We start from the raw sequence: 13,117 nt of genomic DNA, 5'->3' as shown, positions 1-13,117 counted from the left end.
GCCGTCGGCTGCGGCAAGCTCCAGTTCCCCGAGCCGTCCGCCACCGCCGTGCCCACCGGGTTGCCGTCCACGATCACCGTCACCGTGCTGTTGGGCTCCGCCGTGCCCGTGTACGTCGGCCTGTTGTTGTTGGTCCTCGACCCGTTGGCCGGGGCCGTCACCACCGGCGCGGCTGGAGGCGTGGTGTCCACGATGAACGTGTGGGTCGCCGACGACACGCTGGTGTTACCCGCCGCGTCCATCGCGGTGGCCCTCACCGTGTGCGAGGCATCCGTCAGCGCCGTCGGCTGCAGCAAGCTCCAGTTCCCTGAGCCGTCCGCCACCACCGTGCCCACCGAGGTGCCGTCCACAATCACCGTCACCGTACTGTTAGGCTCGGCCGTGCCCGTGTACGTCGGCCTGTTGTTGTTGGTCCTCGACCCGTTGGCCGGGGCCGTCACCACCGGCGCGGCTGGAGGCGTGGTGTCCACCGTGAACGTGTGGGTCGCCGACGACGGGCTGGTATTGCCCGCCGTGTCCGTCGCGGTGGCCCTCACCGTGTGCGAGGCATCCGTCAGCGCCGTCGGCTGCGTGAAGCTCCAGTTCCCCGAGGCATCCGCCGTCACGATGCCCACCGGGTTGCCATCCACGATCACCGTCACGCTGATGCCCGGCTCGGCCGTGCCCGTATACGTCGGCCTGTTGTTGTTGGTCCTCGACCCGTTGACCGGCGTCACCACCACCGGCGCGGCCGGAGGCGTGGTGTCCACCGTGAACGTGTGGGTCGCTGACGACGGGCCGGTGTTACCCGCCGCGTCCGTCGCCGTAGCCCTCACCGTGTGCATGGCATCCGTCAGCGCCGTCGGCTGCGGCAAGCTCCAGGCCCCAGAGCCATTCGCCACCACGGTGCCCACCGGGTTGCCGTCCACGATCACCGTCACGGTGCTGTTGGGCTCGGCGGTGCCCGTGTACGTCGGTGTGCTGTTGGTCGTCGCCCCGTTGGCCGGAGCCGTCACCACCGGTGCAGCCGGAGGCGTGAGGTCCACCGTGAACGTGTTGGTGTTGCTCGGGATGCTCTGAAGGTTCTGCGAGGTGTTGACCGCCACGGCGTACACCGAGTGCGATCCCGTGGTCAGGTTGGTGGGCTGCGTGAAGCTCCAGTTGCCCGCCGAATCGGGAGCCACGCGCCCCACCTCGACGTTGTCCACGTAGATGATGATCTCCGTGCCCGTCGGGATGGGCAACGCGAGGGTGCCCGAGTAGACCGGCCGGGAGTTGTTGGTGCTGGAACCGTTGGCCGGAGCCACTACCACCGGCGCGGCCAGCGGCGAGTAGCAGTCGGGCAGCACGGTGAGGGCACCGGGCGCACCCGCGGTCGCACCGTTGGCCAACCCAAAGCCCGTGAGGCCCCCAGTGCCTCCGTTGACGGAGGAGTTGTTCAACACGCAATTGCCGCCGTTGCAGGCCTGGAAGAGGATCCGGCCACCACCACCACCACCACCCGGCCCCGCGTTGGTCGCCGTCGTGCTCCCGCCCTTGCCGCCCCAGGCGTGAACGCGCGAGGGGTTGCAGTCCGCCGTCCCCGTGAAGCGCATGTGGATGTTGCCGCCCGCGCCGCCACCGCCCGCTCCATCTCCCGTGGTGACGTCCTCGGAGAAGAAGCCGTCCGCCAGAATGGTACCCGAGCCGGCGAGCCGGTTCGCGCGGATGAAAATGATGCCTCCGCCCTGCCCTCCTGCTGCGGTCGTGGACCCCTTGATGTGGCCCGGTCCGCCGCCACCGCCCGGGATCAGGCGCGTGAGCGACGAGTAGATCATCGCCGTGCCACCCTGGCCGCCCACGGGATTGCCCTCCTGGCTGTTGCCGCCATTGCCGCCGGCGCCCGCGTTGCCGCCGCCGCCACCACCGGACCTCGTGCAGATACCGCCGCCGCCACCGTTGGCCAGGCGGCCATACCCCGTGGCCCAGCTCGAGGCGTACCGCGAGTAGACGACGCCCTCGCCCTTCTGCGCCCCCGCGTTGGGAAGCTGATCCAAGCCCGAGCAGGACGTCGCGCTGGAGGTGTCCTGCGTGAACTGCCCTCCCCGGAAGCCGAGGCTCGTGGCATCGATGGAGGTGTTGACGGTCACCGTCCCCGTCGCCAGGAAGGCGATGACGCCACCGGTCTGTCCATCCCACGGGCGGGCCACGATGACGCCGGTCCCGCTCGCCGTGACATTGGTGTACTGCGGCACGCGGACGATCTGGGTGTGGTTGGCCGTGTAGCCGTTGAGCAGCGGCTGCGTCAGGTTCAGCCTGTTACCGGCGATCGTGCCCACCTTCGCCAGCTCCCAACGCCCCACGACATTCGTGGAGATATCGGTAGGTCCCGCAGTGCCAGAGATGGGCTCCGGCTGAATCCCCGTACTCTGGAGGATCATCACCAGATCATTCTGGGCGATGGACCAGGCCGGAGCGGGGGGGGCGGTGATCGGGGTGACGTCGATGAACATGGCGCCTGCGGACACCGACGTCCGGAGGATGGCATGCCGGTTGATGACGACGTTGCCCGCGCCCACGGAGAACGCACCGTCCGTCCCCAGGCCGACGCCGTAGATGTCCTCGCCCGCGAGCGCGGGCAGCGCGCACAGGACCACCGCGAGCAGCGCGGTGCGGATGAAGTTCCTCGAAGATGCGTTCTTCATGTGTGAAGTCCCCCGCGCCTACGGCTGCGCGCCCTCGCGCGGTGTGGTGAGGAATTCGACCCGGCGGTTGGCCGCCCGGCCCGCTTCCGTGGTGTTCGGCGCGACAGGCCTCGAACGGCCCATGCCCTTCGCATCCAGGCGCCCCGGCGCCACACCCTTCTTGATGAGGTACTCACGCACCGCCTCTGCGCGGCGCTGAGACAGCTCGGTGTTGTACATGTTGCTGCCTCGCTCGTCCGAGTGGCCCTCGATCCAGACCTTCTCCAGCTCCGGGTGCTCGATGATGACCTTGGCGATCTGATCCAGCAGCTTGAAGCTGCGGCGCTGGATCGTCGCCTTGTCGGTGTCGAAGTAGACCTTGTCCTTGATCTCCAGGCGATCCTTCTGGATGGCGACGATCTGCTTCTCCTTCACCGGGCAGCCCTGGTTGTCCACCGGGCCGGGCTCCGTCGGGCAGTTGTCGCGGTGATCCGCCAGCGTGTCACCATCCGTGTCCTTGGCCGGGCAGCCCTTCAGCTCGGCGATACCGGGCTCCGTCGGGCAGGCGTCCGCCGCGTCCTCGATGCCGTCCTTGTCCGTGTCCGGGCAGCCCTGGAACTGCGCCACGCCGGGCACCTGCGGGCACTTGTCCGCCGCGTCCTCGATGCCGTCCTTGTCCGTGTCCGGGCAGCCCTGGAACTGCGCCACACCGGGCACCTGCGGGCACTTGTCCGCCGTGTCCTCGATGCCATCCTTGTCCGTGTCCGGGCAGCCCTGGAACTGCGCCAGGCCCGGCACCGTCACGCACTTGTCGTCCGGATCCACCACGCCGTCGCCATCCACGTCCTTCACCGGGCAGCCCTGCGCATCCACCCGGCCGCTCTGGCCCTGGCACGTGTCGAGGGCGTTCTTCACCCCGTCGTTGTCGTCATCCAGATCCGGGCACTCCTCGGCCGTGTGCTTGCCGCCGGCCACGCACCGGGGCGGCGTGTGCCCATAAGCCACGCCCAGCAGCGCGCGGAAGGTGGGAGTGCCGGGAGCCTCGCCCACGGCCACGCCCGCCAGTCCGTAGGCCTCGATCTTCGAGCTCATCGGCAGCCGCGCGCCCGCCAGCGCCTCCAGGGTTCCGCCCGAGCGGGAGAAGGGCACGGAGCCAATGAGGTTCAGCTCGCCGCGGATCCCCTCGCCCGTGGTGGCCAGCACGCCGCCGAGGCGCAGCTCGCTCCCCACCTCGTCCTGAATGTTGAAGTCCTCCACGAGCGTGGAGACGGAGCGCACCACGATGCCCGCGTCCAGGCCGGCCCGCAGTGAGCCGAACCGCCGGCCCACCATCACGCTCGGGATGATGCGCGGAGAGCCATCCTTCGCCAGCGCTGAGGCGCTGCCCACCGGCAGGCCCACCTGAGCCCCCAGCGAGAGATCCACGGGCTGCTCATCCTCCTGGGACAGCAGGCCGAAGCGCACGCCCAGGTAGGGAGTGCCGAGCCCCGGCCCCGTGGAGGGCTGCTCGGGGATGAACTGCGTGAGATCATCCCCGCTCTGCGTCAGCAGCACGGGCACCTGGGCGGAGAGCTCCAGCCAGTTGAAGAGGGCGTAGGCGGCCGACAGGTGGCCGGTGACGCGGCCCTTCACCAGCGAGCCCTGCTTCTCGCCATCGCGGTAGAGGGCGAGCGGATCATGCTGGTAGTGCCCGGTGAAGGAGAAGCGGTAGCCGCCCGCGTTCAGCACCTCACCGGTGCCCACCAGCAGCGAGCCGGCCCCATTGGGGTTGAGCGTGAGTCGCTCCAGCTCGAGCTTGGGCAGCGTCTGAGGCTGCGCGAGCGCGCTGACACTGATCAGCAACGAGGCGATCACCAGGGGACGCGCCAGCGCGAACGGGGAGCACCGGGGGCGCGCGCATCGGGGCGCTGCGGCCGACGGGCTGGCGAGCGGTGTGGCTTCGGTCATGTCGTCGTCTTCCTACGCTGGGAGCAGGCCCTGGAGGGGCGGGGCCACTCCTCAGCTTGCCACGAGTGCGAGAGACTCCAACACTTCCCAGTGAGGCGGGGTGCCGGGATGACCGGGTGCGTCGTCACCCAGCCTCGCGGAGGCCTACGGATCAGGACGCCAGGTGTCCCTACCGTGTGAAGTGGATCCAGACGAGGGGTCCCTCTCCGAGAGGTACTGCATCCTGCGCCGATGTGCGCAGGCTCAAGGGAACGGGGGCCGGAGCGTGGCTGGCCCACCACCCGAGTCCCTGATCAGAACGCCTCTTGCTCCCGCTCGTGGATGGCCTCGAGCTCCTGAGGCGTCAGGAACCGCGCGCGGAGCTCTTCGATCGACGGCGCTCCCGGGCGCTTGAAGAAGATCTGCCCCAGCCGTGCGATCCAGGCATCCAGCTCCGGGTCCGAGTAGCGGAAATCGTCGAAGGAGAATGTCATCCACTCGTGGAAGTGGCGAGCGGCATACTCCTCGGGAGTCTGCTCACGGTAGGGAAACAACTCCCGTGCATGCTTCTCGCGGCCCGCGTTGGCCAGGGGCAGTTCCGAGTCCTCACTCATGCTCGGAGACGATAGCAACCCCGCCCACACGAGCCTGCCGCCGGCTGGACACTCCGGGTGGCCTTCCGGACATAGAAGCCACTGGGAGTCATGGCTTACAGTAGCGGTTCTGAGAAGGCGTGATTACGTCTGGATCAGCCCCACGAGCCATGCACTTTTCCCCACCCCTGCCCCCTTCCGCTGACAAGTCCCGGACCGAGCAGAGGGATGTGCTCCAGCTCCTGCTCGCGAGCCAGCAGCGCATCCGGCACTTCACCGCGCTGGCCCTCCGGCTGGGCCATGCGCAGGGAGCCACTCCGGCGGAGCTCTCGGGGACCGCGGCGCGCGTGGCCCGCTACTTCACCCAGCGGCTGCCGCAGCACTTCGAGGCCGAGGACTTCGCCCTCCTGCCCCGCCTGTTCACCACGACGATCTCCACGGAGATGATGCGGCACCTGTGGGGGATGAAGCTGCAGCACGAGGCCATCGAGCAGGCCCTGAGCAAGCTGGTGCCCCTGTGGCTGACGCTGCGGGACTCGCCGGAGCGCTACGGCGAGCTGGCCGAGTCCCTGGCCCGGGGCAGCCAACAGCTGATGCTCCTGATGGAGGTCCACCTCCACCTGGAGGAGCAGTACCTGTTCCCCCTGGTGCGCACGTGCCTCCCGCCGGAGGCGCTCGAGGAGCTGGCCACGGAGGTGCTCCGCGGCCGGGATCTGCTGAACTGACGTCCGGACTCGCGCCTCAGCTCACGGGGGTGGTGTGGGTGAGCACGCCCCGGCCAATGGCCATGATGCCGCCGAAGATGAGCGCCAAGGCCACCGCGACGGCCACCGCCGGGAGCACGTAGCCGGGGTTGGGGCGCTTGCGGTTCACCACGAGCAGCACGTGGGTGACCGTGGCGGCCAGCAGCATCATCACGATGTGGCCGATGAGCTGCGGATAGAAGCGCCCCAAGGCAACCATGCCGATGCCGAGGAGGATCTGCAGATCGAGCAGGCCGGTGAAGGCGGCGCCGAGGATGCGAACGCCCTTGTCCACCGGGCGCTTCGTGGCGAGGCCGGACACGAAGTAGGCCAGGGAGACGACACCCGTGAGCAGGACCAGGTAGCGGAGGCCGGAGTGGGCCTGGAACAGGAAGTTCATGCCCCGCTCTTACTACCGGCGGGCGCAGCGTGCACTGCCCTTCACGTGGGGTCGGGCTTGGGCGTCTTGCGCGTGCTCTTGGGGAGCTCGGGCGGGGCGGCGTAGCGCGCGGGCAGCTCGCCGGTGAGGCTGCGCAGGAAGGCCACCAGCGACTCCACCTGCTCCGGGCTCAGCGTCTTGCCGAGCTGGTACCGGGCCATGACGCGAACCATCTCGTCCAGCTGCGCCACGGAGCCGTCATGAAGGTAGGGCGCCGTCTTCTCCACGTTGCGCAGCGTGGGGACGCGAAACTTCATCCGGTCCTCCTCCTCCCGCGTCACCTCGTACCGGCCGAGGTCCGCAATCTTTGGGAACGCCTCCACGAGCCCCAGCTTCTGGAGAGAGGTGCCGCCCACCGCGGGCCCGTTATGGCAGGTGACGCAGCCAGCGGTGACGAAGAGCTCCAGCCCGCGGCGCTCTTGCTCGGTGAGCGCCTCCCGCTGGCCCGCGAGGAATCGATCGAAGCGGGAGCGGGTGGTGAGCTGGCGCTGGAAGGCCGCGAGGGACCGCGTGAGGTTGCTCAGCGTGACGGGCTTCTTCTCGCCCGGGAAGGCCGCCTGGAAGCGCTTCACGTACTCCGGCATGGAGGTGAGCGTCGCCAGGACGCGCCGGTCGTCCGGCATGGCCATCTCGTCTTCATCGAAGAGGGGCCCCTCCGCCTGGACCTCCAGGGTGGGCGCTCGGCCGTCCCAGAACTGGGCGATGTAGCCGCCGACATTGTAGACGGTGGGCGAGTTGCGCCGGCCCTTCCGCTTCTGATGCCCCTGGGAGAGTGGCTGGTGATCCGCCCCGTTGGTGGCCAGATCGTGGCAGGTGTTGCAGGAGACGTCGTGGTTCTTGGAGAGCCGCGCGTCGAAGAAGAGCAGCCGCCCCAGGGCAATGCGGGCCTCGGTGTCCTCGGGGGCGGGCGCGCTGCTCACGGCGGGGGGCGGCTGGAAGGGCGCCACCAGCTTCTCGTAGGGCAGAGGCTCCGGTTGTGGCGGGGGGGCCTTCACGGGCTCGGGTGACGAGGCCATCGCCCGCAGCGCCAACGCCCCGAGCACCCCCCAGAGGGCGATGGCGCGTCCAAGGCAGTGCTGGAGGCGAGAGGGCGCCTTCATGGCGTGCACCTTACCAGCGGCCCCCCACCTTCGCGTCCCACCACAAGCCTGTAGAGAGAACCCACACTGACAGTCCCTGTACGCCTGTCAGGCCGGATTCTGGGCTTGAGCGGGGGCCGCCCTTATGCTGATCCGTGCGTGCCTCTCTCGGGCTCCTTCAGCTTGCGGCCTCCTCCTCGCCATCCCGCGCTGGATGCGGCGCGCGGCTTCGCCGTGCTGGCGATGGTGATAGGCCACACGCTGCATGCCCTGCTGTCTCCGAGCGCTCGCGAGAACGAGTGGGTGCAGCACTACTGGTCGCTGCGTGGCCTCACCGCGCCCCTCTTCCTGCTGGTGAGCGGCTGGGCGGTGGTGGCCGCGATGGATCGCCGCACGGAGGGCTCGCGGGGCATCTATGGGCGGCTCGTGCGGCGAGCGCTCCTGTTGATCTTCCTGGGCTACCTGCTGCGCTGGCCAGGCTGGGAGGCCGTCCAGGCGCTGGGCTGGAGCGAGGCGCTCATGGCCCAGCTCTTCGCGTTCGATGCGCTCCAGTGCATTGGCGCGAGTTTGCTGGTGGGGGCCACCGTGCTCTCGCTCGCGCGGGGGAGCCGGATCCGGACGCTGGTGCTCGGGGTGCTGGCGGTGGGCATCGTGCTGGCGAGCCCGGCGGTGTGGCAATTCGGGCCGAACCTGCCCATCGCCCTGCGGCAAGCCACGGGGATGGACGGGAGCCAGTTCACGCTCTTCCCGTGGGCCAGCTACTTCTTCGTGGGCTCGCTGTTGGCCTGGCTGCTGCGCATGCTGCGGCCGGGGTGGCCTCAGGGCGTGGTGCTCGCGGCGCTGGGCGCGGGGATGCTGGGGGCCACGCTGAAGCTCCCCGCGGATTGGGCTCCCACGAGCGCATGGCTCGTGGCCTTCCGCGTGGGACAGGGGCTGATCGTGCTGGCCGTGGCGAACTTCGCGCCGGTGCGGCTCACCCGGCTGCTGGCGCCCTTGGGCCTGCTGTCGCTCTGGGTGTACCTGCTCCACCTGCCCGTGGTGTACGGCTGGGCGGGGACGCCGGGCCTGTCCGACCGGGTGGGCCCTACGCTCGAGCTGGTTCCCGCGCTGCTCGCCGGGCTGGGGCTGCTCGCGGCCTGCTACGCGGTGGCGCGCTTGCTGCGGCGGCTGCGCAGGCTCACGTTCCCGTGGCGGCCCGCGGCGACGACTGTGGGGACTTCGTTCGGCCGCAGCCAGCGCGTCTGAGGAGGACTCCGGTCAGGAGCCGCTCTTCTTGAGAGGCGGCTGCAAGGCCTGTCCGCGATGGATGAGCTCGCGAACCACGGCCTCCAGGGCCTGGATGCGGCGGCCCGCGCGTCCGGGAGCCCAGCGCTCGGGGAGCTGGGCGTTGAGGGCGGACACGGCCTGCTCCACGCCTCCGGCCTTGCCCTTCAGCGCGCGAGCGGTGGCGAGGCGGATGTTCGTGGCGTCGCGGCGGGAGACGCCATCGCGCCAGAGCAGATCCAGGGCGTAGGTGGTCCAGACGGCGAGCACGTCATCGGGGCGCAGGAACGCCTCGAAGCGGGCCAGGGCCTGGTCCCGGTCCTCGCCCGCGCGGAGGGACTCCTCAGGGAGTTCCGTGTGCAGCGGCGTGCTGCGGGCCAGCGGCTGACGGGGGGCGAGCAGGGCCTCGAAGCGCTCATTCGTGGCGACGCGGCAGGCCACGAGGTGGACCAATTCGGGAGGGATGCCCTCCTCGGCGGGGTGGGCGTTGGCCTCGGCGTACAGGAGCACGAGCTGGGGGAGCTCGTCGGCCAGCGAGCGCAGCTCCAAGGGTGGACGCCAGGGCGCCTTGAAGATGCGGCGGCGGGGTGGATCGTCGCGATGGGACTGGCTCTCGAGCTGGGTGTCCACCATGAACTCGAAGGGCTGGAGCATGGCATCGAAGCGCGAGGTGTCTCCGCCCTCCAGGGCGCCGAGCACCTCGACGACGGCCTCGATAGTGGAGACGCAGTGGTCTGCGGGCTCGGCGCGGATGCGGTAGTTGCTGGGGCGGCGCGGGGTGAAGCCGATGCGCGGCAGGCTGGCCAGGAGCGGGTTGGTCTTCACGACCTTCTTGGCCAGGGGCCAGGTGCCGTCCACGACGATGAGCGACTCGGGCGGATGGGCGCGGGCCTCCTCGAGCGTCATGGCGCCGGGGCCGGGGAAGAGCACGGCGACGCGCTCGGAGTGGGCCGCGAGCTCTTCCAGGCGGCGGTGGCCGGTGAAGTCCACGCCGATGTGGAGCTCGGAGTTGGGGAGCGAGAGGTGGGCCATGCGGGCAGTGCCGATGGCTACGCGGCGCTCGCGGGGGTGCTGGAGGAAGACGACGCGCGTACGGGTCTCCAGGCGCGGCAGACGCGCGCAGTAGCACGTAGCCTCGGGACGGCGGCAGCGCAGGCAGACGGGACGCACGCCCCCGCTTTACGGCAGGTGGACCCGAGCGGCAAGCAGACACACGAGCGGACCACCCTGCTCCCTCGCTCGGCTGCTTCGAGCGAGGAAGGCGCCTGGAGGCCTGCATACGGCACGTCTTCGAGGAGTTGAGGCATGCTGGGCGTGTGAGCGGACTTCCCTTGCCGACGCGGCTCGCCCTCCTCTGCTTCCTCGTCCTCCCGGCGGCATGTGCCACGTCCCATACGGACACCCTTCGAGCGGCAGCGCCCAGGCTCGTGAAGCCCAGCCCACTCTCTGGGGGCAGGGTCCGGCTCTCCTTCGAGCCGATAGCCTTCGACCCGGCGCTCGAAACGCTGAGCGTGGAGGAGGCCCAATCGGTACTCACGGTCTTCCACGCGGCCGTGCTGGCTGAGCGGCCAGAGATCCGAGTCCTCCCATCATCAGGACTCAGGCTGCTGAACGAGGCGGACGGCCAGGGCTGGGAGCGACACCTGCGCGAGCGGTTCCTGTCGCGCTTCGGAAGTGCCCTATTGCCTCTGCCAGAGACGTGGGCACACAGCCGCCTCTACGAGGCGTTGAAGCGGTCCCCCCACTACATGGGCCCTGGGGTCCGTGCGGCCGCTCGGGAGTTGTTCAGCTCACCCGTGTTCCTGACCAGCGTGTGCCTGTCAGTGGCCGTGTACCTGGGGGCGTGGCTGAACCCCGAGCCGTTCTTCTCCAAGGCCTTCGCGGTGACGCTGACAGCGGCCCTGGCCCTTACGGTGGGGATGATCGAGGTGGCGAACCTGGCGCTGGCGTGCCTGCGGCTCTACCGCGAGTCCGAGGCCGCCCGCTCCGAGAAGGAGCTGGAAACAGCCTCGGAGCACTTCGGCAAGTCGGTGGGAGGGACAATGCTGCGAGTACTGGTGATGGTGGCCAGCATGGGAGTGGCCAAGACTGCCCCGACAGTGCCTCCGGGAGGACTGGGTGCCCTGCTAGGCCCACCTTCATACGCCGTGGAAGGAGGCTTGGCCGTCGAAGCCGCAGCCACAGCCAGGGTGGTAGCGGATGGCAGCCTCATCCTCGGCGGCGTAGCGGCGGGCGAGGCCGCGGCGCGGATGTGCGGTGGGCTGGCCCTGTGCGCGACGGAGCTGTCCACCCGCTATGGGCCTCCTCACACCCGGTCGAATCCCCCTCACAACGAGACCATCGAAGAAGAGTTGGCGGCCCGAGAGGCAGCAGGGCACTCCCAGCTTCGGAAGAACAAGGCGCAAGTGGATGCCAAGAACAGGCCCCGCTTTGATTCAGAATCAGCCGATGGTCCCCGCTTCCGGAGGCCCGACGCGTCCTCCCTGAGGCCTGATGGCGTGCGGCACAACACCAACTATGTCTCCAACGTACGTGATCTGAAACGAGAGTTGGCAGCTTTCGAAGCCATGCAACGGGCGGATCCGAAGGCCATCCATGAGCTGTACCTGCTCGACGGGACCTTGGTGAGAAGGTACGTGCCCGCCGGGGTGAAGTTCCCCTAGGAAGAGATGTGAAATCGACATGTCCACCAAGATCGACTTGGCACGCATCCAGGAAGAGCTGGTCCAGGAGTTCAGGTGGGGTAACGAGGCCCGCGTGCGAGAACTGGTGGCCCAACTGGGAGCAGGACCTCGGCAGATACGGACCGTTCTAGAAACCATGCTAGGCGACTCGGAGTCGCTCGTACGACAAGCGGCTGCGTTTGGGCTGGGTGAGCTCGGTGGCCCCGCCAGCGCTAGTCGGTTGGAACAACAGCTCGCCGTTGAAGAAGCCCGAGGGGATCATGGCAGTGGGGCCGTCGTGGAGGACATTGTCCGGGCGCTGGGACGTATCAAAGGCACTCGCGCGCGAGCGTCGCTCGTTCGAAAGCTGGAGCGACTGGCGTCCAGCAAGCCCGAGATTCCGGACGTGAATGAGCTGGCACGTGCGCTCTGGCGACAGCGCCACCCAGATCTGATCCCCATCCTGCGGCGGAGCCTGGAGACACGCACCCTACCAGAACCCAATGACCTCCATGGGTTGTTGGTCTTGTTGGAGAAGTCTCCGGAAGCTTTGGATACATGGGCTCGCGATGCATCGATTCCCATCGACAATAAAACGCAAGTCCTCGTCGTGCTTGAGGAGGATGTTCCCGCTTCGCTACTGCTCCTCTTGCCCGCGTTCGTTGCCACGGCTGACTCCGTGAGCGAGCAGGCGCAAAGCCAGGATGGTGACACCGCGTATTACTGTGAGCGCCTGTTCAGCCTGTTGTTGGGAGACCGAAAACGATTTATCCCTGCCTTACCGGAGCATGCACGCGCCAGGCTGAGGGTCGTGGCACAGCGCCTCGTCGCTCTCCCTTCCATGGGCAGCGCCTTACCTGCGGCAGTCGTGCTCGGGCTGGTAGGACGCCCCGAGGACATCCCGCTCCTCGAAAAGCGCCGTCCCGCAGATGATCCGGTCTTCGCCAAGGTCTTTGATGACGCCGTGGCCGCACTGCGCAAACTCCACTGACCATCCCAAGGATCTGGCGTGAACCTGCTCCTGCTCCTCGACGAGGACTTCCAGCCTGACGGCAGCGCCCGCCTCACCGGGCGCCGAGCCCAACACGCCCGCGAGGTGCTCCGCGCCGAACCCGGCGAAACGCTGCGCGTGGGCCGGCTCGGGGGCCTCACCGGAACGGGCGAAGTCCTGGAGAACACCGAGGGCCTCCTCCACCTCCGCGTCGCCCTCGCCGATCCGCCACCGGCCCGCGCCGGTGTGGACCTGCTGCTCGCCATCCCCCGCCCCAAGGCCCTCAAGAAGGTGCTGCCCGCGGTGGCTTCGCTGGGCGTGGATCGCGTGGTGCTTGTCAACGCCGCCCGCGTCGAGAAGAGCTACTTCGACTCCAAGGTCCTCGCCCCCGCCTTCCTCCAGGAACTCCTCCTCCAGGGGCTCGAACAGGCCCGGGACACCCACCTCCCCGAAGTGCTCGTCCGCGAGCGCTTCCGCCCCTTTGTCGAGGACGAGCTGGGCTCCCTCTTCGGCCGGGAAGCCCTCCGGCTGCTCCCCCACCCTCCGGCCCGCCAGCCGCTGGCCACCCTCGGCGTGTCCTCCGCCCCCCGGGTGGTGCTGGCCATCGGCCCGGACGGCGGCTGGGTCCCCTTCGAGGCCGAGCTGCTCGAAGCCCACGGCTTCCACCCCTTCACTCTCGGCCCACGCATCCTCCGGGTAGAAACAGCCGTTCCCGTGCTCCTGGGGCAAGTGGCACTTCTCCGAGAGAACATCTCACCCCCTTCTGGCCGTTGAGGGC

The 13,117-nt window shown here is 68.9% G+C and carries 11 protein-coding genes; 5 read left to right on the top strand and 6 right to left on the bottom strand.

Annotated features, from left to right (window positions below; translation table 11 throughout):
- The 3 genes from agmC to DB31_RS33290 form a co-directional block, all read right to left on the bottom strand.
- Window positions 1-2,663 (bottom strand): adventurous gliding motility protein AgmC (agmC, locus tag DB31_RS33300; RefSeq protein WP_044195337.1); only part of this gene is annotated, 2,663 nt, incomplete at its 3' end.
- 18 nt (window positions 2,664-2,681) lie between these two features.
- Window positions 2,682-4,589 (bottom strand): OmpA family protein, encoded by a 1,908-nt coding sequence (locus DB31_RS33295; protein ID WP_044195336.1) that lies wholly within the window; start codon window positions 4,587-4,589, stop codon window positions 2,682-2,684.
- 293 nt (window positions 4,590-4,882) lie between these two features.
- Window positions 4,883-5,182 carry a hypothetical protein gene (locus tag DB31_RS33290; RefSeq protein WP_044195334.1) on the bottom strand — a complete coding sequence of 100 codons (300 nt, stop codon included), beginning with the start codon at window positions 5,180-5,182 and terminating at the stop codon, window positions 4,883-4,885.
- A gap of 149 nt (window positions 5,183-5,331) precedes the next feature.
- Here DB31_RS33290 and DB31_RS45450 point away from each other — a divergent pair, with 149 nt between their 5' ends.
- Window positions 5,332-5,886, top strand: a complete 555-nt coding sequence (locus tag DB31_RS45450) for a hemerythrin domain-containing protein (RefSeq protein WP_157232297.1) — start codon at window positions 5,332-5,334, stop codon at window positions 5,884-5,886.
- Between the two features lie 16 nt (window positions 5,887-5,902).
- On the opposite strand, the gene DB31_RS33280 is transcribed toward DB31_RS45450, so the two are convergent.
- Window positions 5,903-6,304, bottom strand: a complete 402-nt coding sequence (locus DB31_RS33280; protein WP_044195331.1) for a hypothetical protein — start codon at window positions 6,302-6,304, stop codon at window positions 5,903-5,905.
- Window positions 6,305-6,345: 41 nt separating this feature from the next.
- Window positions 6,346-7,443 (bottom strand): cytochrome-c peroxidase, encoded by a 1,098-nt coding sequence (locus tag DB31_RS33275; RefSeq protein ID WP_044195328.1) that lies wholly within the window; start codon window positions 7,441-7,443, stop codon window positions 6,346-6,348.
- A 138-nt stretch (window positions 7,444-7,581) separates the two neighbouring features.
- Between DB31_RS33275 and DB31_RS33270 the strand changes: the two genes are divergently transcribed.
- Complete coding sequence (locus DB31_RS33270; protein WP_044195325.1) at window positions 7,582-8,667, top strand: acyltransferase family protein; 1,086 nt, start codon at window positions 7,582-7,584, stop codon at window positions 8,665-8,667.
- 12 nt (window positions 8,668-8,679) lie between these two features.
- Here the strand turns inward: DB31_RS33270 and DB31_RS33265 are convergent, their stop codons facing one another.
- Window positions 8,680-9,855 (bottom strand): tRNA-uridine aminocarboxypropyltransferase, encoded by a 1,176-nt coding sequence (locus DB31_RS33265; protein ID WP_044195322.1) that lies wholly within the window; start codon window positions 9,853-9,855, stop codon window positions 8,680-8,682.
- Window positions 9,856-10,001: 146 nt separating this feature from the next.
- On the opposite strand from DB31_RS33265, the gene DB31_RS33260 reads away from it, so the two are divergent.
- From DB31_RS33260 to DB31_RS33250, 3 genes are read left to right on the top strand one after another with little or no spacing between them, the layout of a single operon-like run.
- Complete coding sequence (locus tag DB31_RS33260) at window positions 10,002-11,348, top strand: hypothetical protein (protein ID WP_157232296.1); 1,347 nt, start codon at window positions 10,002-10,004, stop codon at window positions 11,346-11,348.
- A gap of 19 nt (window positions 11,349-11,367) precedes the next feature.
- Window positions 11,368-12,339 carry a HEAT repeat domain-containing protein gene (locus tag DB31_RS33255; protein ID WP_044195316.1) on the top strand — a complete coding sequence of 324 codons (972 nt, stop codon included), beginning with the start codon at window positions 11,368-11,370 and terminating at the stop codon, window positions 12,337-12,339.
- 18 nt (window positions 12,340-12,357) lie between these two features.
- On the top strand, window positions 12,358-13,113 hold the full coding sequence (locus DB31_RS33250) for a 16S rRNA (uracil(1498)-N(3))-methyltransferase (protein WP_044195313.1): 756 nt from the start codon (window positions 12,358-12,360) through the stop codon (window positions 13,111-13,113).
- Window positions 13,114-13,117 lie beyond the last annotated feature (4 nt).

This window comes from Hyalangium minutum, assembly GCF_000737315.1.
Lineage (GTDB): Bacteria > Myxococcota > Myxococcia > Myxococcales > Myxococcaceae > Hyalangium > Hyalangium minutum.
Note: the sequence above shows the minus strand (reverse complement) of the source record. Positions and strands in the feature narration are given on the sequence as shown.